The organism is Gammaproteobacteria bacterium (genome assembly GCA_015709615.1).
Classification (GTDB): domain Bacteria; phylum Pseudomonadota; class Gammaproteobacteria; order Burkholderiales; family Nitrosomonadaceae; genus Nitrosomonas.
Genome location: CP054179.1, coordinates 2,294,596 through 2,321,194 on the forward strand (window position 1 = coordinate 2,294,596; position 26,599 = coordinate 2,321,194).

Annotated in this window: 26 protein-coding genes and 4 pseudogenes; 19 read left to right on the top strand and 11 right to left on the bottom strand. The window is 49.9% G+C overall.

Going from position 1 to position 26,599, the window contains the following annotated elements; genetic code table 11:
• Window positions 1–77: 77 nt before the first annotated feature.
• Window positions 78–533 (bottom strand): VOC family protein, encoded by a 456-nt coding sequence (locus HRU77_11005; protein ID QOJ21170.1) that lies wholly within the window; start codon window positions 531–533, stop codon window positions 78–80.
• A gap of 36 nt (window positions 534–569) precedes the next feature.
• Window positions 570–1,382 carry a transposase family protein gene (locus HRU77_11010; protein ID QOJ21171.1) on the bottom strand — a complete coding sequence of 271 codons (813 nt, stop codon included), beginning with the start codon at window positions 1,380–1,382 and terminating at the stop codon, window positions 570–572.
• A 232-nt stretch (window positions 1,383–1,614) separates the two neighbouring features.
• On the opposite strand from HRU77_11010, the gene HRU77_11015 reads away from it, so the two are divergent.
• The 3 genes from HRU77_11015 to HRU77_11025 all read left to right on the top strand — a co-directional run bounded on the left by HRU77_11015 (window position 1,615) and on the right by HRU77_11025 (window position 4,265).
• Window positions 1,615–2,211 (top strand): TetR family transcriptional regulator C-terminal domain-containing protein, encoded by a 597-nt coding sequence (locus HRU77_11015; protein QOJ21172.1) that lies wholly within the window; start codon window positions 1,615–1,617, stop codon window positions 2,209–2,211.
• Between the two features lie 64 nt (window positions 2,212–2,275).
• Window positions 2,276–2,548, top strand: coding sequence for a DUF4242 domain-containing protein (locus HRU77_11020; GenBank protein QOJ21173.1), 273 nt, complete (start codon window positions 2,276–2,278; stop codon window positions 2,546–2,548).
• A gap of 55 nt (window positions 2,549–2,603) precedes the next feature.
• Window positions 2,604–4,265 carry a hypothetical protein gene (locus tag HRU77_11025; GenBank protein QOJ21174.1) on the top strand — a complete coding sequence of 554 codons (1,662 nt, stop codon included), beginning with the start codon at window positions 2,604–2,606 and terminating at the stop codon, window positions 4,263–4,265.
• Between the two features lie 32 nt (window positions 4,266–4,297).
• On the opposite strand, the pseudogene HRU77_11030 reads toward HRU77_11025, so the two are convergent.
• A pseudogene (locus HRU77_11030) lies at window positions 4,298–4,872 on the bottom strand (NAD(P)H-dependent oxidoreductase).
• A 17-nt stretch (window positions 4,873–4,889) separates the two neighbouring features.
• Window positions 4,890–6,006: pseudogene (locus HRU77_11035) on the bottom strand (IS3 family transposase).
• A 181-nt stretch (window positions 6,007–6,187) separates the two neighbouring features.
• On the opposite strand from HRU77_11035, the gene HRU77_11040 reads away from it, so the two are divergent.
• The 3 genes from HRU77_11040 (at window position 6,188) to HRU77_11050 (ending at window position 7,835) form a co-directional block, all read left to right on the top strand.
• On the top strand, window positions 6,188–6,427 hold the full coding sequence (locus HRU77_11040) for an Arc family DNA-binding protein (GenBank protein QOJ21175.1): 240 nt from the start codon (window positions 6,188–6,190) through the stop codon (window positions 6,425–6,427).
• Window positions 6,424–6,843: a type II toxin-antitoxin system VapC family toxin gene (locus HRU77_11045; GenBank protein QOJ21176.1), complete on the top strand. Its 420-nt coding sequence runs from the start codon at window positions 6,424–6,426 to the stop codon at window positions 6,841–6,843. Before HRU77_11040 ends, HRU77_11045 begins: the two co-directional genes overlap by 4 nt.
• A gap of 314 nt (window positions 6,844–7,157) precedes the next feature.
• Window positions 7,158–7,835, top strand: coding sequence for an IS1595 family transposase (locus tag HRU77_11050; protein ID QOJ21177.1), 678 nt, complete (start codon window positions 7,158–7,160; stop codon window positions 7,833–7,835).
• 24 nt (window positions 7,836–7,859) lie between these two features.
• On the opposite strand, the gene HRU77_11055 is transcribed toward HRU77_11050, so the two are convergent.
• From HRU77_11055 to HRU77_11070, 4 genes are all read right to left on the bottom strand, one after another.
• On the bottom strand, window positions 7,860–8,705 hold the full coding sequence (locus HRU77_11055) for an HDOD domain-containing protein (GenBank protein ID QOJ21178.1): 846 nt from the start codon (window positions 8,703–8,705) through the stop codon (window positions 7,860–7,862).
• Window positions 8,706–8,835: 130 nt separating this feature from the next.
• On the bottom strand, window positions 8,836–9,696 hold the full coding sequence (gene trpC, locus HRU77_11060; GenBank protein QOJ21179.1) for an indole-3-glycerol phosphate synthase TrpC: 861 nt from the start codon (window positions 9,694–9,696) through the stop codon (window positions 8,836–8,838).
• A gap of 7 nt (window positions 9,697–9,703) precedes the next feature.
• Complete coding sequence (gene trpD, locus HRU77_11065) at window positions 9,704–10,729, bottom strand: anthranilate phosphoribosyltransferase (GenBank protein ID QOJ21180.1); 1,026 nt, start codon at window positions 10,727–10,729, stop codon at window positions 9,704–9,706.
• A gap of 27 nt (window positions 10,730–10,756) precedes the next feature.
• On the bottom strand, window positions 10,757–11,323 hold the full coding sequence (locus HRU77_11070; protein QOJ21181.1) for an aminodeoxychorismate/anthranilate synthase component II: 567 nt from the start codon (window positions 11,321–11,323) through the stop codon (window positions 10,757–10,759).
• Between the two features lie 239 nt (window positions 11,324–11,562).
• Here HRU77_11070 and rpsF point away from each other — a divergent pair, with 239 nt between their 5' ends.
• The 8 genes from rpsF (at window position 11,563) to HRU77_11110 (ending at window position 17,418) form a co-directional block, all read left to right on the top strand.
• Entirely contained in the window at window positions 11,563–11,982 is a 420-nt protein-coding gene (gene rpsF / locus HRU77_11075; protein QOJ21182.1) for a 30S ribosomal protein S6, read from the top strand.
• 11 nt (window positions 11,983–11,993) lie between these two features.
• On the top strand, window positions 11,994–12,290 hold the full coding sequence (gene priB / locus HRU77_11080; protein QOJ22147.1) for a primosomal replication protein N: 297 nt from the start codon (window positions 11,994–11,996) through the stop codon (window positions 12,288–12,290).
• A 19-nt stretch (window positions 12,291–12,309) separates the two neighbouring features.
• Window positions 12,310–12,591 (top strand): 30S ribosomal protein S18, encoded by a 282-nt coding sequence (locus tag HRU77_11085; protein ID QOJ21183.1) that lies wholly within the window; start codon window positions 12,310–12,312, stop codon window positions 12,589–12,591.
• Window positions 12,592–12,603: 12 nt separating this feature from the next.
• Entirely contained in the window at window positions 12,604–13,059 is a 456-nt protein-coding gene (locus HRU77_11090) for a 50S ribosomal protein L9 (GenBank protein QOJ21184.1), read from the top strand.
• A gap of 115 nt (window positions 13,060–13,174) precedes the next feature.
• Entirely contained in the window at window positions 13,175–14,563 is a 1,389-nt protein-coding gene (gene dnaB / locus HRU77_11095) for a replicative DNA helicase (protein QOJ21185.1), read from the top strand.
• Between the two features lie 155 nt (window positions 14,564–14,718).
• On the top strand, window positions 14,719–15,504 hold the full coding sequence (locus tag HRU77_11100) for a CPBP family intramembrane metalloprotease (protein QOJ21186.1): 786 nt from the start codon (window positions 14,719–14,721) through the stop codon (window positions 15,502–15,504).
• 16 nt (window positions 15,505–15,520) lie between these two features.
• On the top strand, window positions 15,521–16,753 hold the full coding sequence (locus HRU77_11105) for a hypothetical protein (GenBank protein QOJ22148.1): 1,233 nt from the start codon (window positions 15,521–15,523) through the stop codon (window positions 16,751–16,753).
• Window positions 16,754–17,031: 278 nt separating this feature from the next.
• Window positions 17,032–17,418, top strand: a complete 387-nt coding sequence (locus HRU77_11110; protein ID QOJ21187.1) for a hypothetical protein — start codon at window positions 17,032–17,034, stop codon at window positions 17,416–17,418.
• Between the two features lie 70 nt (window positions 17,419–17,488).
• On the opposite strand, the gene HRU77_11115 is transcribed toward HRU77_11110, so the two are convergent.
• Together HRU77_11115 and HRU77_11120 are read right to left on the bottom strand one after the other, a co-directional pair.
• Window positions 17,489–18,166 (bottom strand): hypothetical protein, encoded by a 678-nt coding sequence (locus HRU77_11115; protein QOJ21188.1) that lies wholly within the window; start codon window positions 18,164–18,166, stop codon window positions 17,489–17,491.
• Entirely contained in the window at window positions 18,150–20,939 is a 2,790-nt protein-coding gene (locus HRU77_11120; protein QOJ21189.1) for a class I SAM-dependent DNA methyltransferase, read from the bottom strand. Before HRU77_11120 ends, HRU77_11115 begins: the two co-directional genes overlap by 17 nt.
• Window positions 20,940–21,102: 163 nt before the next feature.
• Between HRU77_11120 and HRU77_11125 the strand changes: the two genes are divergently transcribed.
• The 3 genes and pseudogenes from HRU77_11125 to HRU77_11135 all read left to right on the top strand — a co-directional run bounded on the left by HRU77_11125 (window position 21,103) and on the right by HRU77_11135 (window position 23,510).
• Window positions 21,103–22,080 (top strand): 2-hydroxyacid dehydrogenase, encoded by a 978-nt coding sequence (locus HRU77_11125; protein ID QOJ21190.1) that lies wholly within the window; start codon window positions 21,103–21,105, stop codon window positions 22,078–22,080.
• Window positions 22,081–22,828: 748 nt separating this feature from the next.
• A pseudogene (locus HRU77_11130) lies at window positions 22,829–22,930 on the top strand (PEP-CTERM sorting domain-containing protein).
• 244 nt (window positions 22,931–23,174) lie between these two features.
• Complete coding sequence (locus HRU77_11135; GenBank protein QOJ21191.1) at window positions 23,175–23,510, top strand: QacE family quaternary ammonium compound efflux SMR transporter; 336 nt, start codon at window positions 23,175–23,177, stop codon at window positions 23,508–23,510.
• Between the two features lie 283 nt (window positions 23,511–23,793).
• Here the strand turns inward: HRU77_11135 and HRU77_11140 are convergent, their stop codons facing one another.
• On the bottom strand, window positions 23,794–24,591 hold the full coding sequence (locus HRU77_11140) for a glutathione S-transferase family protein (GenBank protein ID QOJ21192.1): 798 nt from the start codon (window positions 24,589–24,591) through the stop codon (window positions 23,794–23,796).
• A 236-nt stretch (window positions 24,592–24,827) separates the two neighbouring features.
• Between HRU77_11140 and HRU77_11145 the strand changes: the two genes are divergently transcribed.
• Entirely contained in the window at window positions 24,828–25,736 is a 909-nt protein-coding gene (locus HRU77_11145) for a LysR family transcriptional regulator (GenBank protein ID QOJ21193.1), read from the top strand.
• Window positions 25,737–25,811: 75 nt separating this feature from the next.
• A pseudogene (locus HRU77_11150) lies at window positions 25,812–26,473 on the top strand (transposase).
• Window positions 26,474–26,599 lie beyond the last annotated feature (126 nt).

The following is a 26,599-nucleotide window of genomic DNA, read 5'->3' on the forward strand; positions in this document are numbered from 1 at the left end:
TTTGGGTCTATGTGAAAATCGCTAAGTGGACAATAAAGCCCTTCTGAAGTCATTATCAACATTGGTTTGTTTCTAAGTTAACTATTATCGCATTGAGTAGGCCCTAAACCTTTTGCATTCAATTCTGCAAGCGCTTCTTCAGTTTTTTTAAGATGACCCAGACCCATTCCCCGTAATACATGATCAGCTTTAGTGTATTGAATCTTGCTATACGTCGTTATTTCAATACGATTTCCCCAAGGATCAAGAAAATCTAGAAAAGAGCCACTTAGAAGTTTAACGCGCATATGTTCAAGTGTTTGTTTTACCAATTCCTTATTGTCCACTGCTATGCCAACATGACGCTTTTGATCGGCTTGTCTATTATCATTTTTTATGAAATTGATAAATTGATCTCCAAAATAAATAGATGCTTGCATCTCATTTTTTTCATGAACTTCGAAATTCAAGAAATCGCTATAGAATTTTATGGCTTCCTCTATATCCCCAACTTCTAATGCCACATGATTTATACCTATTGCATTTGCTTTCATATTTTTTCCTTTTAAATCTATTAATTGTAAGAAATCTCAGTGTTGTTTACAGAGAGGTTGATTGAAATAAGCGTTGAGTATTTCATAAGGGGTGGCATTATTCAAACTCTTATGAGGCTTAACGGTATTGTAGAAATTAATGAAACGGAGAGGCTGAATGCGTCGATCGGAGCAGTCTTTAAAGTGAATCTTGCTGTGCCACATGTCCATCAGGGTGCGGATAACCCGCTCAGCTTTACCGTTGGTTTGCGGACGATTGACACGGGTAAACTTCTGACCGATACCGTGCTGCCTACAAGCCTTGATGAAAGCATGGCCGTCAGTTCCTTTAAATTCTTTGCCGTTGTCAGAATAAGCATAGTCGATCTGGTAAGGACATTGAGCAACAGTGCTTGTGAGAAAGCAAGCTGCACTATGCTGGGTTTTATCGGGAAGAATATCGGCATACAGTTCCCTGGAGAAATCATCGATAGCCACAAATAGATACTCGCGAGGTTCATTGGCGGATTGCCCTTTCAAGAAGGGAAGCCGCTTGGTATCGAAATGAACGAGCTCGCCCGGGTAAGATTTGTTATAGCGCTTCGCTTCACGCTTGAGGCGTTCCTGGATGGTTTGCTCGACCTTGGCCAGACGTTTAAGGCCGTACTGCAACGTCTTGAACCGTTGGTTGGTACTGTTACGCGAAGTAAATTCCTGTAGCCTGGCTCGTTTCAGTACGTCATAAATCGTTGGACGGCTGACGTGGAAGTGTTCTGCCAGCTGAACTACCTTCCACAACCGGGTTTGATATAGCTGCCAAATTTCCTGGCGATCCAATAATGTTAAGCGAGTACGTTTGTGTATATTCATTTACAGTATTCTCCTGAATACTGTAAACAACGCTAGGGATTCTTACAGTTTAACGTTTAAATCAATTGCCAATTAGTAAGCTGGATTGGGCATCCACCAGTCAAAAAAATCTAAGCAATATTCGACCGGTGTCAACATGCGAGAAATCTAAATGCATCAATTTACATCTTGCCGCAAAAGCGTTTGTCAAATTTTATTTGACAATTAAGACAACCGGTCGTATTGTATGCGTATGGCAAAATCGATCCAAAAAGAACTCAATAGAGAAAACCTGTTAAACCAAGGCGTCGCTTTATTTATGGAGCAAGGTTATCACGGTACTGGGCTGCAGGAAATTCTCGATGCAGTGAGTGTTCCGAAGGGTTCTTTCTATAATTATTTCGGCAGCAAAGAGGACTTTGGAGCCGAGGTTATTCAGCACTATATTGATCCTTTTATTGTGAAATTATCCACACATTTGAGCAAAACTGATGTGGATGCGCTAAGTGCAATCAAGCGATATTTTGACGAGCTAATTGTGGAACTCGAAAATAACCAATTTAAAGGCGGTTGCCTGCTGGGTAATCTGATGGGAGAAATCGGCAGCACCAACGATGTTTGTCAGCAATCCCTGCAATCGGCTATCAGGCGCTATCGAGACTTATTGCAGTCTGGATTGGCCAAGGCGCAACAGCAAGGAACAGTAAGGTCAGACAAATCGTCCGAAGCAATGGCTGATTTGCTGATCAATGCCTGGCAAGGAGCTTTACTGCGAATGCAAATAGAGAAGTCATCTGCGCCGGTTAAGCAATGTTGTCAGGATTTGCTGGAAGATTATTTTAGGGCTTGATTATTTTTTATCGAATAAATAGACGACCGGTCATATTATTAATTCAATTTTAGAGGAGATAAAAATGCCAAAATATATTATTGAACGCGAAATTCCTGGAGCAGGTTCACTGACACAACAAGAGCTAAAAGCCATTTCGCAGAAATCATGCGGCATCTTAAACAGTATGGGGCCACGAATCCAGTGGCTGGAAAGTTATGTAACTGACGATAAAGTCTATTGCGTCTACATTGCCCCCGATGAGACCACCGTTAGAGCACATGCTGAACAAGGCGAGTTTCCAGCCAATCGTATTTCTCAAATCAGATCCGTGATTGATCCAAGTACGGCTGAATAGCATGCAAAAACTTTGCCGCTCATGAAAAATATTTTTCATCAAGGGAGTAATGATTATGCAACCCCATACTTTTCGCCTTGCAATACTAACTCTGACCCTGGTTGTCGCAAGTACTTTTGAATCATTTGCAGCAACTGAATCAGACGGACAGCTTATACCTAGACTGCAAAATCTGGGTACGCACACATTTCCAGTCAGTACACGCAATCCACTGGCACAGCAATATATCAACCAGGGCCTCAATCTAGCGTATGCATTCAATCATGCTGAGGCGCGCCGCGCATTTCGCGAAGCGGCAAGGCTTGCCCCCGGACTTGCGATGGCTTACTGGGGCCAGGCTCTCGTACTCGGTCCTAATATCAACGCTATGATGGAGCCGAACGAAGAACCACAGGCTTTGGAAATTATGCAGCAAGCAAAGTCACTGATGATGAATGCTTCACCAAGGGAGCAAGCACTTATCGGCGCACTGGAAAAGCGCTATTCAGGAAAAACCGAACACAGAGCAACGAATGATAAGGCTTACGCGCAGGCAATGCGGGAAGTGCATCAGCGTTTTCCGGATGATGCGGATATCGCGATGCTGTATGTCGAGTCCATGATGGATCTGCGTCCCTGGGGTTACTGGATGCTGGACGGTACTCCGTATGAAGGCACAGCCGAAATCGTCGCGCTTACTGAAGATGTATTACGGCGCAATCCGCAACATCCTGGCGCGCTGCACATGTACATTCATCTGATTGAGCCGACCAGTACACCCGAGCGTGCAGAGAAGGCAGCCGACACTTTGCTGAACTTAATGCCGGCGGCAGGGCACATGATACACATGGCATCGCATATTTATCAGCGGGTCGGACGCTACGCCGATTCCATGAAAAGCAATCAATTGGCAATCGCGGCAGACGAAAATTACATCACGCAATGCCATGCTCAAGGGTTATACCCGATGGTCTATTATCCGCACAACATTCACTTTCTCTGGTTCGCAGCCACAATGGATGGTCAAAGCGAGATTGCGATTGAATCTGCCAAACAGGCTGCTGGCAAGATTGACGATGAAGTGCTAAAAGCGATTCCATTGACGGCAATTTTTCGCGTGACACCTTATTGGGCATTAGCCAGGTTTGGACATTGGCAAGAAATTCTTGAACAACCTGCGCCACCGTCAACCAATCCATTCTTGACCGGGAGCTGGCATTATGTACGCGGTCTAGCATTTGTTGCGATGAGGCAACCGCTACAAGCTGAGCAGGAGTTAATAGCGCTGCGCAAGATCATGAAAAACCCGTCACTAGACAATTCGCTGTTGTCTAAAAATACTACCAGCACCATACTTAGTATCGCACCTGAAGTGCTGGCAGGTGAAATTGCCGCTGCTCACGGTCAATTCGATCAGGCTATTGCATACCTTGAAAAAGCGGTTCGCCTAGAGGATGCCCTGGTATATACAGAGCCGTCGGAATTTCATCTCCCGCCACGCTTGGCACTGGGCGCTATCTTGCTGGAAGCAGGTCAGCCAACTGAAGCGGAAACCGTTTACTGGGAAGACTTGCGGCGAAATCGTAACAATGGTTGGGCGCTCTACGGACTGATACAGGCATTGCGCGCGCAAAAAAAGGATGATCAGGCAAGGCTTATCGAAGCGCGCTTCAAAAAAGCTTGGGAGCGTGCAGATGTCACCCTGCAGGCATCCCGCTTCGGGCGCCCGTTACGCTGAGCAAGCACATAGCCAAATGGTTCTGGCAACACTCAATCTCCAGATCGGCTGCTACTAGCTTGGATGAACTCGGCGAACCCAGCAAGAAAACTTCGGAGTTGCTCACGTGCTGCCTCATCTACCATTTCACCCGATTCATTGAAGACGTGATGTGCTCGTGATATGAGCAACCGTCCACCGAACCATGGACGCATGCCTAATGCCCGTAGCACAGGGAGCCAGGCATTCTGAGACAGGACTGTGCCAAATCCGCCGGGCGACGCTCCCATCAGTGCAACCGGACGGTCACCGAAAGTTCGTGCAATACTGCTTGGTGGCCGAGATAGCCAGTCAATCGCATTTTTGAGCACGCCCGGTATGGAATTATTGTATTCTGGGGTAGCCAGCAATAATCCATCCGCAGCAGCAATTTGTTCTTGCAGCACAATAACTGTTTGAGGAATACCTTCATTGACCTCGATATCTTCATCATAGAGCGGAATGCCTTTGAGTGTCGCGATCTCCAACTTGGCTTCGTTCGGCATTAGTCCTGCGGCCATACGTAGAGCAGTGCAGTATTGTACGAACCGCTACGTAGACTTCCTGTAATTCCGATGATTTGTATCATGGTAATCCCCCCCATTTTTAACAGGAGCATGCAGTAGAGAGTTTTAATTTAAAAGCTTCTGCCAACTTCATGGCTGGTGTTATACCTCCAAGCGCCATGCTCGGACGTTCATTATTGTAAATCCACAACCACTGTGTCACAGTGAGTTGCGCCTCTTCAATGGTTGCAAAGTCTTCATCTCCAGCCATTCATGGCGAACAGTTCTGTTATAGCGTTCTATATAAGCATTCTGTTGTGGTTTTCCTGGCTGAATGTAATCAAGCTGGATACCCTGCTTCTCTGCCCAACAACAAAGAGTGCTACTGATATTTTCGGGCCCGTTATCACAACGAATCTTTTGGGGTTTGCCGCGCCATTCAATAATCCGATCCAGAGCGCGTGTAACGCGTTCTGATGGAAGCGATACATCCACTTCGATTCCCAACCCTTCACGGTTGAAGTCATCCAGCACATTAGAAGTTCGAAAAGATCTGCCATTGGTGAGTTGATCAGCCATGAAATCCATCGACCATGTGTCATTGGGCCGTTCTGGCACAGCCAATGGCTCGGGCTTACCCCGCTTTAATCGCTTGCGCGGCTTAATTCGTAAATTTAATTCCAGTTCACGGTAAATACGATACACCCGTTTGTGATTCCATCCAAAACCCTTCACATTACGCAAATATAGGAAACACAAACCAAAGCCCCAGCGCTTGTGGCAAGCCGTCAAACGGAGTAACCAATCGGCAATTTCCTCGTTCTCATCGTTGCGCATTGGTCGATAACGATAGCAGGTCTCAGAAATGCAAAATGTTGCACACGCCAAAACGATACTAACGGACTTATCCTGTACTGCCCACTGTGCCATCACCTTGCGCTGTGAGGGCTTTACCACTTTTTTTCAAGTGCCTCCTTCAATAGCTCATTCTGCATCTGGCTTTCCGCATACATCCGCTTTAACCGTTTGTTTTCCTCAGCCATCGCCTTCATTTCAGATAGTAAGTCAGCATCCATCCCACCATACTTGCTGCGCCATTTATAAAAACTTGCATTACTCATTCTATATTCTCGGCATAAATCAGCCACAGGAATTCCTCCTTCAGCTTGCTTCAATATCTGCATGATCTGGTTTTCCGTATATCGCTGTTTCTTCATCAGTAAAATTCCACTTCGTCTAGGATAGAAAATTCTACTGCTTTGCTCGTTCAATTTTTGGGGGGATTACCCTAGTTTCGAATAACTCTGTTCCATTGCACTGAATGAGCGCACATCAAGGATTGATGTCATTTTTTAATATGTGCTATCATTGATATCGCATGATAAGGAGTGAAGTCAAATGTCTGTTGTTACTGTTCGTAATTTGCCTGAAGAAACGCATCGCGCGCTTAAACTGCGTGCTGCTCAACATGGACGTAGCACCGAAGCTGAAATCCGGGAAATCCTGGAGGAGGCAGTGCGTCCTAAGACGCGTGTCAAAATCGGATCAGAACTCGCTGCTTTTGGTCAATCCTTTGGAGAGCTTGATTTTAATGACACTCGTGATCAGACACCGACTGATCCGGCAGTGTTCGAATGATCGTTCTGGATACGAATGTCATATCCGAGCCAATGAAACTCAATGGCAATCCCGCCGTTCAAACTTGGCTTGATCGGCAGACGGCAGAGACACTGTATCTGACAGCAACAAGCCTTTCCGAATTGCTGATCGGCATTGAAATCCTGCCGGATGGCAAGCGTAAAGAAGGACTTGATATCGCATTGAGGAAACTGATGGAGAGGCTTTTTGGGTCGCGCATACTATCATTCGACCAACAGGCTGCGATAGTATATGCGCCCATAGTCGGTCGAGCTAGAACTAGTGGTCGCCTCATCTCTGTGGCAGACGGTCAGATTGCCGCAATCGCGGTCGTACATGGATTCACCATAGCGACGCGAGATACTGCGCCTTTTGTCGCTGCCGGAGTGCCTGTCATCAATCCTTGGGAAGAATGATCTTAGGTATTTATGTTAATGATAGTTATCAAAGGAACATCGTTTTGCGAGAACGAAATAAGATGCGAAATTAACTGTGTCAAATTTGTGCCAATCTGCTCTGTAAGTGTCACCGTTTGTGGTTGTATGAGACAGTTTTTATGCTTGGCAAGCATTGTAAGTGATTGATTTATATGTAACTGGAATTTGTAAATAAGTTTTGTAATCAGAAGGTCCCGAGTTCGATTCTTGGTGTCGGCACCAAAGATAATGTAGGTATTTTGAAATGGGTCTTAGGAAGTTAAGCACTTACTAAAGTGTGCTAACTTTCTGAGATGAATGCTAAAAACAGATACTATTTTCGTTCTCGAATCAGAGAAGCAAAATTCAGGCAACTTATTCGATGTTTTTCGATGGATTTTACTGCTACTGACACAGCCCAATTGACCGGCATTTCTATCCGATCCGTCAATACCATTTATCTTAAAATACGACAGCGAATTGCCCAGAATTGCGAACTTGAATCCCCTCTGCAAGGTTCTGTAGAAGTTGATGAGTCTTACTTTGGTGCCCAGCGAGTCAGGGGTAAAAGGGGGCGGGGCGCTTATGGCAAAACAATAGTCTTTGGTGTGCTTAAACGCCAAGGAAAAGTTTATACAGAGATTGTTCCAGATTGCTCTAAAGCGACATTGCAAGCCATTATCCGTGGGCATGTAGCGCCCGATACCGTAATCCATTCCGATGGATGGCGTGGTTATGACGGATTGGTCGATATCGGCTTTGATAAGCACTTCAGGGTTCACCATGGTGACAATGAGTTTGCCAGTGGCGAGCGGCATATTAATGGTATCGAGTCTTTCTGGAGTTTTGCTAAAAGACGTTTGGCCAAGTTCAATGGTGTGCCCGAACATACTTTCTACCTGCACTTGAAAGAAACCGAATTTCGTTTTAATCATCGCCGTGATAATCTCTATCATGAAATTCTTAAATTGTTACGTTTAAACCCGCTTTAACTTCCTAAGACCCTTTGAAATTTATCAGTGGCTGTGAGCGACTTCCGTTTGCTTGCTGGCGCCTACTATAGTCATGACATCGGATGGTTGCATGTGCAGAAGCTTGGCTATATTTTCATAATCATCGGGTAATGCGGCATCATTCCAGCCGTTGGCGGCATGCCGGGCTAAATCTACTGCTAAAACAACATTACGGACTCTCTGTAAATTTGAATTGTTATCGTCCATGAGGGTAATTAATAATTCGGGTAATTTCCATTTAATCGCAAGTTCTAGCTGGAGTTGATACAAAGAAAAACCGAGTATCTTTTCTTGTGCTACAGTGCTGCGAAGTGATTTGTTTTGTTTTTGTAATTGTTTGATTTTCAGCATCTCAGCAGGGGAAAAGCACCACATCAGCATTTCGGCGATATCGTGCAATAATGCAGCCAGCCGGATCTCGGCAAAATGCAAATCATGCAGACGGACTGCCCAGTCAAAAGCGTAGGTGGAGGCAAGGTTTGCACGGTGCGTGGTTTTTAGCAAATATACCAGCGCGTTCATATTGCCGCGCCCCAGAACTTCTTCTACCAAAGGTTTTGCGGGTATTTTATTCAGAGTGCTTTCAAGTCCAAGCATCAATATGATTTGCTCGACCTCCATAACATCGTGTTGTTGCGCGCGGTGCTTGTGCTGTTGCATGTGGCGTAGCAGCTTCACAGTCATGAGCGGATCATTTTTTACGACTTGAGCAAAGCTGCGTGAATTAAGGTGCTGCTCATTTTGCTGGAGAAGCGCCAGATTACGTGCAGTCTGTTTGAGAACAGGAATTTCTGCTGCGGTAAGAAAATTAACCCAATCCGATAATTTTCTTTGGTTGTGCTGTAGCATTTTGAACTCCTGAATTAAACTCGTCAGGAATTTTTTACGACATTTCTCGATAAATCTTGAGGAAACAAAGAGCTATCTTGCTTGCCTATTCATTGCATTTTGCGGAAGTTTTATATTTGTAAAAGCTGGATCAGGAAAATAATCGTGCTAATTCAATGCCGGGATCATCCGCACGCATAAATGCTTCTCCGACAAGGAAGGCGTTAACTTGGTGAGACCGCATGCGTGCGACATCTGTTGGGGTATGGATACCACTTTCGGTAACGACAATTTTGCCGGATGGAATCCGGTTAAGCAGTTTCAGCGTGGTATCGAGGGAAGTATCAAAAGTCCGCAAATTACGGTTGTTGATACCGACCAACGGTGTGTCGAGTCGCAGTGCCAGCTCCAATTCATTCGCATCGTGAACTTCAACCAAAACTGCCATGCCCAGTGAATGGGACAATTTTTCGAGTGCAGCCATTTGTTGCAAAGGATTATGGGAAGCATTGCCGGATTCGTCGCCGAATTCCATTACGAAAGCGCTGACAATCAATAAAATGCAGTCGGCGCCCATGGCGCGCGCTTCTGCAATCTGATACTCGTCCAGAATGAAATCTTTACGCAAAACTGGTAGCGAACAGGCGGCGCGCGCCGCTTGCAAATATTCCGGGCTGCCCATGAAAAACTGTTTATCCGTCAATACCGAAAGACATGCGGCGCCGTGCTGTGCATATGTTTTGGCTATTTCTGCGGGCAGGAATTCATGCGAATTGCCGGTTGCGCCGCTGGCGTGTCCGCGCAGTACGCCTTTGCTGGGGCTTGCCTGTTTGATTTCGGCGATGACCGCTGAGTGACCGGCGTTGATTTTGGCCCTGATTGCCCCCGCGAAGTCGCGCGCGGGTGATGCGGATTGCGCTTCTTGAAGCAATTGCGCATAAGGTTTTAATGCCTTGGCAGCACTGATCTCTTGTTTCTTAACGGTGAGGATTTTTTTTAGAATGTCGGACATTGTGGTCTTAAATAGAATTTCTGCGAGTAAATTCCACCAGGTCATGCAGTTTCTTCAGTGCTGCGCCGCTCTCGATAGCACGCAGCGCAGATTGAACGCCTTGCGCAAGCGTGTCGGTAACTCCCGCAGTATAAATCGCCGCGCCGGCATTCATCAGCACGATATCGCGCGCCGTTCCGGCGGTGTTTTCCAATACCGAGAGCAACATTGTTTTGGCGTGTTCGCTATTGGTGACTTGAATAGCCTCGATGGGTGAAGTTTTCAAACCAAAATCTTCCGGTCTCACGGTATACACGTTGACTTGACCGTTTTTCAACTCACCGATGCGCGTTTCGCCGGTGATGGTGATTTCATCTAATCCGTCGCTGCCATGCACGATCAATACATGTTCGCTGCCCAGTCGCTGCAGCACGTGCGCCAAGGTTTCAACCAGATCTGCATTGAACACACCCAAAACTTGCCGCTTTGCATTGGCGGGGTTGGTGAGGGGGCCGAGAATGTTGAATAAGGTTTTGATACCGAGTTCGCGCCGCACTGGAGCGGCATGCTTCATGGCCGCATGATAGTTGGGTGCAAACATGAAACCGGCACCGGTTTCATGGATGCACTGAGCAACCTGGGATGGTGTTTGGTTGAGATTGACGCCGAGCGCTTCCAGTACATCCGCGCTGCCGGATTTGCTCGAAACCGACCGCCCGCCATGTTTAGCGACACGCGCGCCCGCCGCCGCGGCGACAAATGCCGCTGCCGTGGAAATATTGAAGGTGTGCAAGGAGTCTCCACCCGTGCCACAGGTATCCACCAAATGCGTGTGATCGGGAACGGCGACTTTGCTGGCAAATTCGCGCATCACTTGCGCCGCTGCGGTGATTTCCACAATCGTTTCCCGTTTGACCCGCAGACCGGTGATGATCGCGGCGATAAGCACCGGTGAAATATCGCCTTGCATTATCTGGCGCATTAAGGAAACCATGTCGTCATGCATAATTTCCTGATGCGCGATAATGCGCTGAAGGGCTTCTTGCGGCGTCATTAAAATAAATACCTTTTCGATGCGAACTTATTGCCGGGTAAGGAAGTTTTCGAGCATTTGATGGCCATGCTCGCTCAGAATCGATTCGGGGTGAAACTGAATGCCTTCGATCGCAAGCGTCTTGTGGCGGATCCCCATGATCTCGCCGTCTTCAGTCCACGCGGTGACTTCAAGGCAATCCGGCAGTGTCGAGCGTTCCACGACCAGGGAATGATAACGGGTTGCAGTGAACGGATTGGGTAAGCCGCGAAAAACGCCGGTATTATGATGAAAAATAGATGATGTTTTGCCGTGCATCAGTTGCTTGGCATGAACGACCCGCCCGCCGAATGCTTGCCCGATGCTTTGGTGTCCCAGGCAAACGCCTAGCACCGGAATATTCTGGCTGAATTGGTTGATCACGGCTAACGATACGCCTGCTTCATTGGGTGTGCAGGGACCGGGAGAAATCACGATCCGTTCGGGATTCAATTGTGCAATTTTACCCAGCGTGATTTCGTCGTTACGGTATACCACAACCTTTTCACCTAGCTCGGAGAAATATTGCACCAAGTTATAGGTAAAAGAATCGTAGTTGTCTATCATCAGCAGCATAGTTTTTAACTCTTTGTTTGTACTGGCTATCGGTTTAATTGTTGCGGGAGCGATTATAACAAATGCCGGATACCCGTGCGTAGTGCGCAAATTTTACCAGCTCAGCCGCAAGGCGAATAACAGAATCGCAATTATTTGAATAGCAATTGCTATTGCCTTAATAATTCATTAAAATTACCGCCTTTTCAACCTTGTCTCACCACATGGAAATGATGGGAGACTTTACCCAAAAGGAAATTATGCGACATTACGAAATCGTTTTTATTGTTCATCCCGATCAAAGTGAGCAAGTACCTGCCATGATCGAACGTTACCGCGGTATTGTCACCGCGAAAAACGGCAAGATTCATCGCGTGGAAGATTGGGGACGGCGTCAGCTTGCCTATCTGATTCAGAAAGTCCATAAAGCGCATTATGTGCTGATGAATATCGAGTGCAATCAAGAAGCGCTGGACGATCTGGATCATGCATTCAAATTCAGCGACGCTGTGCTGCGGCACCTGACTATCAAGGTTGATGGCCCCATTACCGAGCCGTCGGTGATGATGCGTCAAGAGGAAAGAGAAAGAGCGAGTTCTGCGGGAGCAGGTGCTGCGGAAGCAGGCGCTGACGAATCGGAATCGGATGATCTGCCAGAAGAGTCCGGTGCCTCTGCGTAAAAAAATTGCAATTGGAATGTAACCGCACCGTCATTTGTGGAAAAATTGCCAAACTGGGCGTTCTGCGCTACACCCCTGCCGGAGTGGCTGTGATTGAATTTACGATCAATCATGCATCCCGGCAAAAAGAGGCCGGTGTAGTTCGGCAAATAATACTGGATGTTCTTGTGGTTGCATTGGGACCATTGGCGCTTACTATTGCCGGATTCAAGCTTGACAGCATGGTCAAGCTGACCGGATTTCTCAACAGGAAAAGTTATATGAGCGCGCAATTGGTTTTACATACCGAACATATCGAGCTTATTTAATCAGACAATAGGAATTAACATGACACGTTTTACCAGACGCAAAGACAGCAAGGACAAGGAAAGAGAAAAGAAAGCCAACCGCCCGTTATTCAAACGCAAGAAGTTTTGCCGTTTCACCGCGGAAGGCATCAAACAGGTGGACTATAAAGATATTGGCATATTGAAAGATTTTATCAGCGAAAACGGCAAGATCATTCCGGCGCGTATTACTGGTACGACTTCTTTCTACCAGCGCCAGCTCGGCACAGCGATCGAGCGTGCGCGTTTTCTGGCGTTATTGCCTTACACTGATCGTCACTAAGGAGTAATTACAATGCAAATTATATTGATGGAAAAAGTGACTAATTTAGGGCAGCTGGGCGACATCGTTAAGGTCAAAAGCGGTTTTGCGCGCAACTATCTGATTCCGCAAGGCAAAGCAAAACGCGCAACCGAGCAGGCCATCGCCGAGTTTCAATCCCGGCGTGCCGAACTGGAGAAAAAACAGGCGGCCGCTTTGGCTGCGGCGCAAGCCGTTGCGGCCAAGCTCGACGGACTGCTGGTGCAGATTACACAGAAAGTCGGCAGCGATGGCAAATTGTTCGGTTCGGTAACCAATGCCAATATCGCCGAAGCGCTGGCCGGACTCGGTTTTACGGTCGAAAGATCGATGATCCGCATGCCGAATGGACAATTGAAACAAGTTGGCGATTATCCGCTGACTATTGCGCTGAGCAGCGATGTGGCCGCCAATATCACCGTGTCGGTATTGGGCGAAGCCTCGATGTAATCGCATCACTTCCAAGCTGTTGCGTTTTTAAAAAAGGACTATCCCGGTAGTCCTTTTTTATTTGCCGTTCGTAAGTGATAAAATCGGGCATCCTTCAAGCGTGTTTCCAAATCCTATGGCGCAATCACCGATCAGTCTCCATCAAGAGCAGTTTCTCGACTCCTATAAAACACCGCCGCACTCAATAGAAAGCGAGCAATCGGTGCTAGGCGGGTTGATGTTGGACAATAACGCCTGGGAAAAAGTGGCCGACATCATCACCGACAGCGATTTTTACCGCCACGATCACCGTCTGATCTATCACCACATTTGCAAGCTGATCGAGCAAAACAAACCGGCGGACGTGATTACCGTGGCCGAATCCATGGAGAATTCCGCGGAACTGCAAACCGTTGGTGGTCTGGCGTATATCGGTACCATCGTGCAAAACACGCCATCGGCGGCGAATATCAAACGCTACGCGGAAATCGTCCGGGAACGCGCCATCATGCGTAATCTGGCGCAAATCGGCGTGCAGATCACGGATTCGGCGTATAACCCGGTCGGGCGTTCCGCGGCGGATTTGCTCGATGAAGCGGAAGCCAAGGTGTTTGAAATCGCCGAGGAAGGCGCGCGCGGCAAGGAGGGTTTTGTCGGCATTCAGCCGTTGTTGAAACAAGTGGTGGAGCGGATTGAGCTGCTTTACAGCCAGGATAATCCCAGCAACGTCACCGGCATCGCCTCCGGTTTTCACGATCTCGACCAGAAAACCTCCGGGTTCCAGCCGGGCGATCTGATCATCGTTGCGGGCCGCCCGTCGATGGGTAAAACCGCGTTTTCGCTGAATATCGCCGAGCATGTCGCGTTGGAATTAAACAAGCCGGTGGCGGTATTCAGTATGGAAATGGGCGGCGCGCAGCTGGCCATGCGGATGCTGGGTTCGGTTGGCAAGCTCGATCAGCACAAAGTGCGCACTGGACGGCTGGACGACGACGATTGGCCGAAACTTACGCATGCATTGGGAAAGCTGAACGAAGCGCCGATTTATATCGATGAGACCGCCGCGCTGAATGCCTTGGAACTGCGCGCGCGCGCCCGGCGGCTGTACCGCCAGTACGGCGAACTCGGTTTAATCGTGGTCGATTATTTGCAACTGATGTCGTCCACTGGCCAGGGAGAAAACCGCGCCACGGAAATTTCCGAAATATCACGCGCGTTAAAAGGGCTGGCGAAAGAACTGAAAGTACCGTTGATCGCGCTATCGCAGCTTAACCGCAGCCTTGAACAACGCCCCAACAAACGGCCGGTGATGTCCGATCTGCGCGAATCCGGCGCAATCGAGCAAGACGCCGACGTGATTCTGTTTATTTACCGTGACGAAGTGTATAACCCCGATTCACCCGACAAAGGCATCGCGGAAATCATCATCGGCAAGCAGCGTAACGGCCCGATCGGTAAAGTCGATTTGGCTTTCCTGGGCCAATACACGTGTTTTGAAAGCCTCGCCCGGCCTGAATATTATTGATCCCGGTTTAAAAATATTTCATCCATGTGAAACACTCACAAAAAATGACAAGTCATTTGCCATGATTTCTCCCGCAAACCAAAAGAGAAAGCGCTTCTAAGTTCCACATTTAACCGGTTTATAGATTGAAGATGATCAATAGCAGACTTTTTTCATTGACCTTTCTGAAGTCGGAGATCAGCTCACTGCGGTCTTTGCAGAAAGATTTCAGCAAAATCGATATCAAGGTGGTGCTGGTATGCCTGACCGTCGCTTTCTCCCTCACCTGCACATACTATATGGACAATGCGCACTATCCAGTTACCGTTTTGCACGATTTGAATCTGACCGGACTGGCGCAGACAGCGAATAATCTCCTTTTTCAGCATGCCAACGCGCAATTGCACCAGTTGATTTACTGGGCAGCGGTCATCATTTTCTTTTACTTCGTTTTCCCGGCGGGCATCATTCTGTTTGTTTTCAAGGAAAGCCTGACGGAATACGGTTTGAAATTGAAGAATGCCGGCAAGGGCTATCCGCTGTATCTCGGCATGCTGGCAATCATGATGCCGCTGGTATTTTATTTCTCCGGAAGCGAGAGCTTTCTCGACCGCTACCCGTTTTACAGGGTGGCCAAGAATGAAAGCTTGTTTCCCAATTTTTTTATATGGGAAATCGTATATTTCCTGCAATTTCTCGCGCTGGAGTTTTTCTTTCGCGGCTTCATTCTGCACGGCACCAAACAGCGTTTCGGGTTTTACGCGATTTTTGTCATGGTGATCCCGTATTGCATGATCCATTTCGGCAAACCGATGCCGGAAACCTTCGCCGCAATCATTGCCGGTGTGGTGTTGGGATTTCTAAGCCTAAAAAGCAAAAGTATCTGGCTGGGTGTTATGATTCACTGTAGTGTCGCACTGACCATGGATCTGTGCGCGCTGTACCGGAAAGGATTACTTTAGGATAGTGAGACGATTGGTGGACTATAAAAGCGCGCGCCCGGACCGGCAAAACCGTTTGCTGCGATTATGGCCGTTGCTGTTCATTCCGCTCATTCCGCTCATCCTGAGCGGTTGCCTGTCGCCAATGGCCCTGAACCGTGCCGTGATTGCGTATGACGAAGCCGTCACCGACGCGGTGTCGCAGCAATTGCTGATCAATATCGTGCGCGCCCATCATCGCCAGCCGATTCATTTCACCGGCGTTTCCAATATCGCGGCAACTTTTAATTTTCAGGCGAGCGCAGGCGCCACGCCGTCGCCGGGTGGTCTGGCCGGTGCGGTGATTTCGCCGGTTTTCGGCGGCAGTGTGGCGGAAAGCCCGACCATCAGCATCGTGCCGATCGAAGGGGAGGAATTTACCAAGCGGCTGCTGACGCCGTTTCCGCAAAACAAATTGACCTTGCTGCTGCGCCAGCGTTTTGATGTCGATCTGCTGCTGCGCATGATGGCGCAGGAAGTGCGCCTGTTGGACACAAAACAACCGAACGGTGCGTACCGCAACAGTCCGGCGAATAAAGCCAGCTATGAAATGTTCCGCCGCGTAGTACTGCATTTATCGGCGATTCAGGATTTTAATCAGTTGTACGCCGAACCTTTGGCGCTGATCAATACCTGGACTATCCCGGCCAGCACCATCACGGCGGATGGCTTTCAGGCGCTGCAAAAGGAATTCACCGTGCGCTATAACCCGCAAGACAATACCTATACGCTGCGCAAACAAGTGGCCGGGCCGATTCTGATCACCAACTACGATCCCAACACGTTATCCGACGAAGACCGTGAAAATTTGCGCCAGCAAGTGGGGGACGGCAGCAGCAACGATATCGCGTTTGATATCCGTGCCGGGCACTACGGCGGGGAATGGCCGATCAGCGGTGTGTTCCGCCTGAGAAGCTTTCACTCGATACTCGGTTTTCTCGGCAAAGCGCTTGGCGAGGAAATGGGCTATCACGTCGAAAAAGATCCGCGCACGCCGCCGATACTGTTGAACGAAAATCCCGACTTAACCATGGAATTCATCGTATCCGATACGCCGCCGCCGGACGTCGATTTTTCCATCCGCTGGGATGGCCGCTATTATGCGGTCAATACCAAAGGGCCTTACGCGCGCTGGAACCGCGACGCGTTTCAGTTATTGTTTCTGCTGTTCCAGATGACCGTGACCGACATCCCGCGCGTGGGCGTGCCGAGTATCACTATCGCCAAATAATCCGGCTGGTTTCACGCTGCTGGCCGCTTGCCAGGTTTTTTAATGGATGCGGTGTCGACGGGCATCGAGTACCGCCTACGTGGTGGTTAAATAATTCGAGTCCTTAAAACTTCCGCTGGCATCAGCATCCGTGTGCACCCTTATATTTGTAGGCAAATAACTACAAGAAAAATAAGCACAATGCTTATTCATTAATGACGCCAATCACTCTACTATGAAAAGCGGAGGGATGATCAAACGATCTCCCATCGATCCATTAATTTGAAAGGAGTTATAAAATGAGCGTAAAAACAATGACGTTTTTTACCAGCATCATGATCATGATTCTTTTTTCACTGAGTGCAATAGCCGGGGAAAGCCATCTGGTGCACGCCATTAAGCACGCTGAAGCTGCGGCCGCTGCGGCTGATGGCAAAGCAGTGGCCGAACATGCCGAGCATGCGAAAACGCATGCCATCGATGCAAAAAATGATAAAACCTCGAAAAGCGACCCCAAGCATATCGATGATGGCATTAAATGCCTGGATGACGCGATCAAAGAAGGCAAAGGCGGCAATACTGAAGCGGCCAAGAAAGCGGCCGCAGATGCTGTAAACCATTTCAAACAAGCTGTATCCGCACCCGCACCCGCACCAGCAGCCGCACCCAAGCAATCGTCCTACTAGCTTCAGCACCCTAAAATACGGTGAATTATGGGTTCGCCGTATTTTTTTCAGCCATTATTCAGACTCTTTCTTACCCGGAAAAAAAGCCGGACTCGATCAGCGTTCCAGCGGGTCGCAGCGGCGTGTGCGGCCAAGATTCATCTGCGTCGAGTTCGAGCAGGCGTTCCAGTGCCATTCCTTCAATGTTGGGTTCCAGTTCGTCAACGGGTAGTGAATCGCACGCCGGGTAACCGGTGAGTAGGCGTTGCAAACCATGCGTGCGGGAATCCAGCGAAGACACCGGAACCGGGCCGCATCCCGCATGCTGTAAAGCCCGCACCAACGCCCGGATGTCCGCTTCGTAGTGCTCGCGCGCAAATACCAGCCGCACGAAACCTTCATGATCGCCGGTCAATGTTTTGTCCAATGCCGGGCGCAGACCGGCGATGTCCAGCTCCCAAATTACAGTGTTGTTATCCGGGTGGCTGACAAGTACTGACTCTTCAATGTAGACATCCGGCGCATAACCGCAATCGGCGGTCAATACTTGGTGCGCGCCCGGCTGCTTGATCGATTCGATCAATGCAAACACGTCCCAAACGATACCGCGCTCGGCCAAATCGTTACCGCCGCCCGCAAAATCAGGAACTGCTTGCAGTATCAAATGCGGTGGATCGTCAAAAATAATCTCGCTGTAGTGGATTTGCCAGCCGATGCGGCTGCGCAGTGTGAGCGCGGGGCGGGGCTCATTCTCAAGGATGCGGGTCACGATCGGATTGCTTTGCTGCTTTTTTGCCGGGTTTCCGGGTTGTGGCGGCGGGCAGCAGGCTGGTGATTGCTTGGTAGCGCTCGAATAGAAACGCCACGCGCTCGGCTTCGGAAGCGAATGATTTTTTGCCGTAGGCGGCGTCGACAGCGCGGTCGAGTGTCTGGTGCGCGCGCACCAGTTCCGGCGGCATCGTCAGCGGGTCGTACAAGTCAGCTAGCGTGGAAGTTGGAAATTGCGCGCGGGCATCCAGCACCGCTTGCGCGGCGGTTTCGATGGCTTGGCGCTGGGTATCGGTGGGTTCCGGCCACGGGAAGTTGTTGTAGACGATGCCGACGGAATAACGGTAATCGCTTTTCAAGCGCCCACAAACCGTGCGCATCCAGGCGTTGTGCATCGTGGAAGTGAGGATGCCGAAGTGGTAGAGGGTGGCGTTGGGAATCGAATAAACGAGATTACTGACGATGATTTCAGGTTGCAAATAGCCAATCGGAACATAAAGCCTGTTTTCGGAAGAAACACTCGGAACGAGAAGATAAGGTTCTACAGGTTGGCGGATTTTCTGAAATAACGTGGGGGTTGCGGCATCTTTTTGGGTTTGAGCATCTTTGCTGGCGGAACGCATAGACCTAACGGCTTCGACACGTTGCATCACGGCTGGCATGGTGCGCAGTTCACTGGGTGATACGCTAACTAACCATAAGCACCAGCGTCGAACATTGTTGATAAATTCATCGGCTCCAAGAAACGGGCGAATGAATTTCTCGGCTTGAGGTTCAATCTCTAAAAGCTTGTGCTTTTCTTCATCGCTTAATAGCAAATTGCCGCCATCGGCAGGTTTGCTGCCATTAATCATTTTTGGCGCATCACAAATTGGATTGGTACGGTTTTCCAGCACTGCATCGGCGGCGTCGACCAAATAGGGATTGATGTTTTTGGCAGCTACGGCATGCGGTTCCCCCTGAATGTCGGCATACTCAAAAATAGTTTTCTGCGCGGATTCTTGCAAACCGAAACCGATGATGACGCAATGCACCGCCGCTCTGCCTGTGGCTTCGCTTGTCCATTGGAATGTGCGGTGCGCGAAATGCAAATGCACGCCGCGCCGCAATAAATCTGGCCACAATACGCCGACCTGTTCGCCTTGCGTGATCGAGTTGGTCGACACGAACGCCACCCGGATCGCCGGATGGGCGGCGATAAAATCAGTGGCTTTGCGGTACCAGCAGGCGACGTAATCAAGCAATCCGGCATTCTTGGTGTCATGGAAAATCGTGGCGACATCGGCGCGTTGTGCGTCGTTCAAGTAAGTTTTTCCAATGAACGGCGGATTGCCCATCACAACATCGCATTTGCCCGCCGCGATGACGCTGTTCCAATCGAGCCGCAGCGCGTTGCCGTGCACGATATGCGCGGATTTTTTCAGCGGCAGGCGAATGAAATACTGACCAAATTCTTCCGACACCAGCGCGTTCATCTGGTGGTCGGTCAGCCATAGTGCGACTTGTGCGATTTGCACCGGAAATTCCTCGATTTCGATGCCGTGGAACTGGTCGACGTCGACCTGAATGATGGTGGCGATGTCGAGCGCTTGCTGGCCGCTGTGGTGCAGTGCGCGCAGCACTTCCAGTTCCAGCTTGCGCAGTTCGCGGTACGCGATCACCAGGAAATTGCCGCAGCCGCATGCCGGGTCGAGAAATTTCAGACCGGCGAGCTTGGCGTGGAAGGCTTGCAGGTTTTGCGTGCGGCTTTTGACGGTGTGGCGGATTTTATCGAATCCGGCGCGCAGTTCGTCGAGGAACAGCGGGCCGATCAGTTTCAGGATGTTTTCCTCGGTGGTGTAGTGCGCGCCGAGGTTGCGCCGCGCGTTCGGTGTTTCATCCATGATGTTCTGGAACAGCGAGCCGAAAATCGCCGGGGAAATGCCGCTCCAGTCGATCGCGCAGCAATACAGCAGCGCGGCGCGCATGTCGCGGTCGAAGCTGGCGAACGGCAAGCGTTCCTCGAACAGCTTGCCATTGATGTACGGAAACCGGCTCAGCGTGTCGTCGAGGTTTTTTAGCCGTGCGGTTTCCGGCGTGTTGAGCACGTCGAACAGTTGCGCCAGTTGCGGCGCGAGATCGCTGCCGTCCTCGCGCGTTTGCTGCTCGATGAATTCGGTGAACTGGGTGCGCTCGAAAATACCGGTGTCCTCGGCGAACAGGCAGAACAGCAGGCGCACCAGATAGACTTCGAGTGCGTGGCCGGTGTAGCCGATTTGTTTCAGGCGGTCGTGCAGGCGCGCCATGCGCTGCACCGCCTTGGCGTTGACCGGGCTTTGCGGCGAGATTTTCTGCGGCTGGTAACCGGCGATGAACCAGAACAGCTTGACGTTTTTGTACAGCTCTTTCAGCAGGAATTCGGTCTGCGTGCCTTCGATCATGTCGTACAGGCGGAAGCACGCAAAGTCGCTGACCAGCACGAAACGCGGCAGTTCGTGTTCCTTCAGTCCGGGGAAATAATCGATGGCTTGCTGGTAGGCGCGATCCAGATCTTTACCGCGCGATTTGTGCTCGATCAGCAGGTTGCCTTTCCACAGCCAATCGATGTAACCGTCGCGGTCGCCGAGTTTTTTGACCTTTTGCTCGAAACTGCCGATGCGCCGCTGGTTGATGCCAAACACGTTGAAGAAGTCGATCCAGAACGGCTTGGCGTCGGCGTCTTCCGATTCCGCTTTGGCCCAGTCGCGGGAAAACGCCAGCGCGCGGTCTTTGATTTCGTTCCAGGCTAGCGCCATGCAGTCTCCGGTTTATTCTTAGGAAGCTCTGAAAAACTGCTGCGCTCACTACATTTTTCAGAGCTTTCTTATTTATTTTGACCCGCCCGATTCTACGTGATCGCGCCGGGAAACGCCAAGGATCGCCTGTGGTATGATTTTCCATCATTATCAGGAGCAAGATATGCGCGCTATTTTTCTGGATTTCGGTTCCGTCACCCGTGGCGATATGAATTGCGCCACGCTGGAGCGGGCGATTGCGCCGTGGCAGTTTTATCACGATTCTTCCGAGGCGGAAGTGGCGGAACGCATCCGCGACGCTGAGGTGATCGTCAGCAACAAGGTTTATATCAGCCGTGACGCCATTGCCACGGCGCAATCGCTCAAGCTGATTTGCATCGCTGCGACCGGGTACAACAACGTCGACCTGGCGGCGGCTGCCGAATATGGCGTGCCGGTGTGCAACGTGCGCGGCTACGCCACGCCGTCGGTGGTGGAGCATGTGTTCATGCTGATGCTGAATCTGGCGCGGCATTTTTCTGATTATCAGGCGCTGGTCAAGCGCGGCGGCTGGCAGCAAAGCCAATTTTTCTGCCCGCTTGATTTTCCGGTCATCGAATTGTCCGGTAAAACGCTCGGCATCATCGGTCACGGCGAACTTGGGCACGCGGTGGCGCAGGTCGCGCGGGTATTCGGCATGCAGGTGCTGATCGCGGAGCACAAAGACAAGCCGCCGCGCGCTGGTAGAACCGCGTTTGACGACGTGTTGCGGCAGGCGGATTTCGTCACGCTGCATTGTCCGTTGTCACCAGACACGCAGCATCTGTTCAGCCGCCGTGAATTCGGGTTGATGAAACCAACAGCGTATCTGATCAATACCGCGCGCGGCGGGCTGGTGAACGAAGCCGATTTGTTGCAGAGTTTATCCAGCGGACAGATCGCCGGTGCGGCTATCGACGTGATCCAGGGCGAGCCGCCCGGGCCGGATAACCGGATTCTGCGCGAATTGCCGCCGAACCTCATCGTTACGCCGCACATCGCTTGGGCCAGCCGCGAATCGCGGCAGCGGTTGCTGGACCAACTGGCGGGAAATATCAGTAATTTTTTTCAGCACCAATCATTTAACCAGATCACCGATGCGCTGAATCTTACCCATAATTAGTACAAAATTGGCGCTAAAAATAACAAAAAAATCGGTAGAATCTCGAGAGAGAATTCCTACAAAGTAAAAAAGGGATTTTTTGCGAGAAAAGTTTGCTGATTGGCATTTGGTTATGTTTACGACAATAAGCGTGAGATCCATGCCCGAGATAAATGGATCATGTATGAACGCACTATCAATTCGATCGTTTCTTTAATTAAGGAGAAAAATAATGAAAATCATGAAAGGCGCGACCCAGGTTGCCGCCGTATTCGGACTCTCTATGCTGTTGAGCGGCGTCAGCTACGCATCGCCAGCTGGATCGATCACCGTAACCAATCCTGGCCCGTTAGGTTCTTTCAGCTTCAATACCGCCGCTTTTGACGGCGCCAGCGGACGAATCGAGAAGCTCACGTTCGATTTGTCCGGTACGCATTGTGTGGATGGTGGAAGTTGCATACTGGGCGAGTCGCTGGTTTTCGGCGGTTCGGGTGGCGGATCTTTTGCCTATGATCCGGAAGCCAATGGCACATCGTCATTATTTGGCGCGGTGGGTTCAACTATATTCGGTTTTGATTTCACCGGTTTCGATCCACTGAATGTATTCGCATTTTCCTGGGATCCCGATGTCGCTAGTAACGGCGGTTACGGAGCAATCGTTGCCGAACTGGCCGGTACCGTGATTACCGCATCGGTTCGTTTTGGTGGCGGAGAAATTCTTACCTATTCAGGAACGATGGGAATTGTCGGACATGACGTTGCCGCTAACCTAGTTCCCGTTCCGGAACCTGAAACCTATGCGATGTTGCTGGCGGGCCTTGGCCTGATCGGTTTCGCTGGCTACCGCCGTAAGCAAGCCATTGCAAGCTGATAATTTAATCGTAAGATTGCTATAAATCTGTTTTACAGAAGCCGGCGTCCCAATAAAATGGCGCGCCGGTTTTTCATGATCTGCCAGACTGATAGTATTCAGCTATCGCATTCATCTTCTTCAAACGGTATCCTTGCCGTGGTCTGCTTTTACTCAATCCAGTTTTGGTAAGATAGCAGGACTTTTCCAATGCATCCGGATGAGACCGGTGTATATGATCATCAAGACACAGGGAGTAATGCCCATGCAACCATGGATTTATCTTGCTATCGCCATCGTCAGCGAGGTGATCGCGACATCATTCCTCAAAGCAGCCGAGGGGTTTACCCGTTTGTGGCCGTCGCTGGTGGTGATCGCCGGTTATCTGCTGGCTTTTTATTTACTGTCGTTGACACTGAAAACCATTCCGGTCGGCGTGGCGTATGCGATCTGGTCCGGCGTGGGCATCGTATTGATCGCGATCAGCGGCTGGTTGTTTCTCGGGCAATCGCTGGATACGCCCGCAATCATCGGTTTGATGATGATCGTGGCGGGCGTGGTGGTGATCAACGTGTTTTCCCGGACGGTTACGCACGGTTAAGGCAACGTTGATTCGTTACCTGCGCAAGCAATTTTTTCTTAAACAATTTTTTGGAGAAGCGCAGTGCCTATTAGGCCTATGCTTCGCTCCCAATGAGCCTGCTGATATTGCTAGAAATCTGAGAATAGTGAGATCAAAGTCTATAAAATACTTAGCGAATCTGACACCCTCTGAAAATACGAAACCTTAGCGTACGTTTTCGTACCGTTGGACTTCATACTCGTATCCCAAGTGCAACTGGCACGATATTAATGTGGTCAGATCAGCCCCAGTATGTATGCGGTCAGACTTCACGTCCGAATAGCCCTCCAAGAATTCGTCTGTCGATATGCTTGTCAAGGTAGGCCGCACCAAATCCACCGTAGAGTTCTTTCTTCGTAACATCCAGTTCCGATTCTTTAGCCGCCAGTATTTCACGCGTAGAAGGGCGCTCGCACATGGCATCGTAAAATGTCTGTAATGCAGGATCGTCTCGAAACAAATGCATCTCGGGTATTTCGAACAATTCAGAAAACATTTGGCTAAGCTCGAGCGTGTAGAACAACTGAAAATCTGGCAGAAAAGGTTCTTTGCCAAGTAGGAACGGATCCATTCTCGAGCCATTAACGAGTCTGGATAGCCACATTTTGCTTAGCAAGACAGAAAAAAGATTATAAATATGGGCTTCTTTATCAACCTTGAGTTTCCAAGCTTTGGGAAAATATCCGCTGACAACGAACCAGTTGAAGAATGGACCTGCTATGGAGAAAGTGATGAAGTCATTCTTGGCATCGACCTGTGCGCAGAACAACGGATCATCAATAGGGTAAAACTTTTGCACTTCTGGGTAAATTTTCGCGAGATAACGACAAATAGCGTGACTTTCCGCAATATCAACGCCATTTGCATCCCTGAGACTGGGAATTTTTCCAAGAGGGTTTCTTTCTAAGTGTTCTGGCGTGAGCGTGCTCCCTTGAAACGGAGACACTCGTTCATAGCGATACGGTAGACCAGATTCCGAAAGAATGTGCGCAACCTGACTCATATATGGTGAGAGCCAGAATCCGTACAGCGTGCGCTCGACATTGGGTTGTGTGGACATGGAAAATTCCTTCTGCAATGTAGTTTATATTAATTAGGTGTCTTCATTAGGAGCATGGTGCTGATGCCACCGCCGATAGCAGTGCCAAGAGGGTTGATTTCTTCCGATAGGGAATCTCTTACTAAAGCAAGGTAATTAGCAATTGGTCAGAGTATAGGCCAGCAAACGGATAGGCGTGTAGTATGCTAAATTGGTACTCAGCGTCCTATTTTTGAAACTATGGGTGAGCTCCTCCTATGCAAGACCTGAATGACCTCTACTACTACGTCCAGGCCGTGGATCATGGCGGCTTCGCTCCGGCAGGTCGAGTGTTGGGCATGCCGAAGTCGAAGCTCAGCCGCCGCATCGCCAAACTGGAAGAGCGCCTGGGTGTGCGCCTGATCCAGCGCTCGACACGTCACTTTGCGGTTACCGAAGCCGGACAGAGCTATTATATGCACTGCAAGGCGATGCTGGTGGAAGCCGAAGCGGCCCAGGAAGCAATAGACACGCTAAAAAACGAGCCCCGCGGTGTAATCCGGATGACATGCCCCATACCGCTGGTGAATGCCTATGTGGGAGGGATGCTGGCCGATTTCATGGTGAGCTATCCGCATGTCACGGTGCAGATGGAGGCGACTAACCGTCGTGTTGATCTGGTCAGCGAGTCACTGGATGTTGCTTTGCGCGTGCGCCATCCACCGTTACAAGACAGTGATCTGGTCATGCGCATCCTGGCTGATCGAAGCCAATGCCTGGTGGCCAGCCCCATCCTTGTCCAACGATTCGGTTTTCCTGCTACACCTGCTGCTTTGAGCAACTGGCCGAGCCTAAGCCTGGGGGAGGGGCTGCAACAAATTCATGCTTGGGTGCTGCATGGGCCAGATGGTGCACAAGTAACCCTTCATCACACGCCACGCTTTGTGACGACGGACATGATTGCGCTCAGAGATGCCGCTGTGGCTGGTGTTGGCGTAGTAGAACTGCCTGTGATCACGGTACGAGACCAGTTGACGGCAGGTTCATTGGTCAGACTGGTACCCGGCTGGGCACCACGCCGGATAATCATTCATGCGGTGTTTCCGTCCCGGCGCGGTCTTCTGCCTTCCGTGCGGGCGTTAATTGATTTCTTAGCACAGCGTTTCGAGATGCTGCATGACGACTAAACTAAGGAAACGCTGAGCAAATCCTGAAGTGTTTGGGATAATAGTATTTCCTGACAACTCCTCTATAGACACGCCATGTCACACCAATCGAGCTTTGCCGATCTTGATTACAGTCACAAGAAACGCCGGACACGGCAGGAGGTTATTTTAAGCGAGATGGAAGAGGAATACCCTGGCAAGTGTTGCTGTCGCATATTGTGAGCCCCATTACCCCAAGACTGCGAGGCGGGGCCGTCAGCCGATGGCGCTGGAGAACATGTTTCGTATCTATCAAGTCGCAGGGGCTGCTGGTTTCCAAAGGTACGATGGTGGATGCCACACTCATTCATGCTCCAAGTTCGACCAAGAATCAGGAACAAGCGCGTGATCCTGAGATGCGCCAGACGAAGCAGGGAAAGCAATGGTACTTTGACATGAAGGTGCATGTTGGTGCAGACGTGGATTCAGGAGCGGTGTACACCACGTTTGAGGTTACCGCAGCCAATGAAGTCGACATCAACGTCCTGCCAAGCTATTGCGGGCGGAAGACGAGGTTATCTTGGGCGAGTCAGAAGAAGCGTAACCGGAAGCATTCCTCGATCCGAGCGCGGGTGGAACATGTGTTCCGGGTGATCAAGCGGCAGTTTGGATTCACCCGGACCCGCTACCGCGGGCTGATGAAGAATGCCGTTCAGGTGAACATGCTGATGGGCTTGGTCAACCTGTACCTGCTGCGCAAGCGATTGCTGCCTACATGAGAGGAGAGTCTGTCCAACATACCTCCGGCGGCTGACGATGAAGCAGAAACAGGGCGAATTTAGCAACAAATGCCGCTGGAAAATGAATTGCCGGGAGTCTTTGTTCAAAAAACTGGCAGGACTACC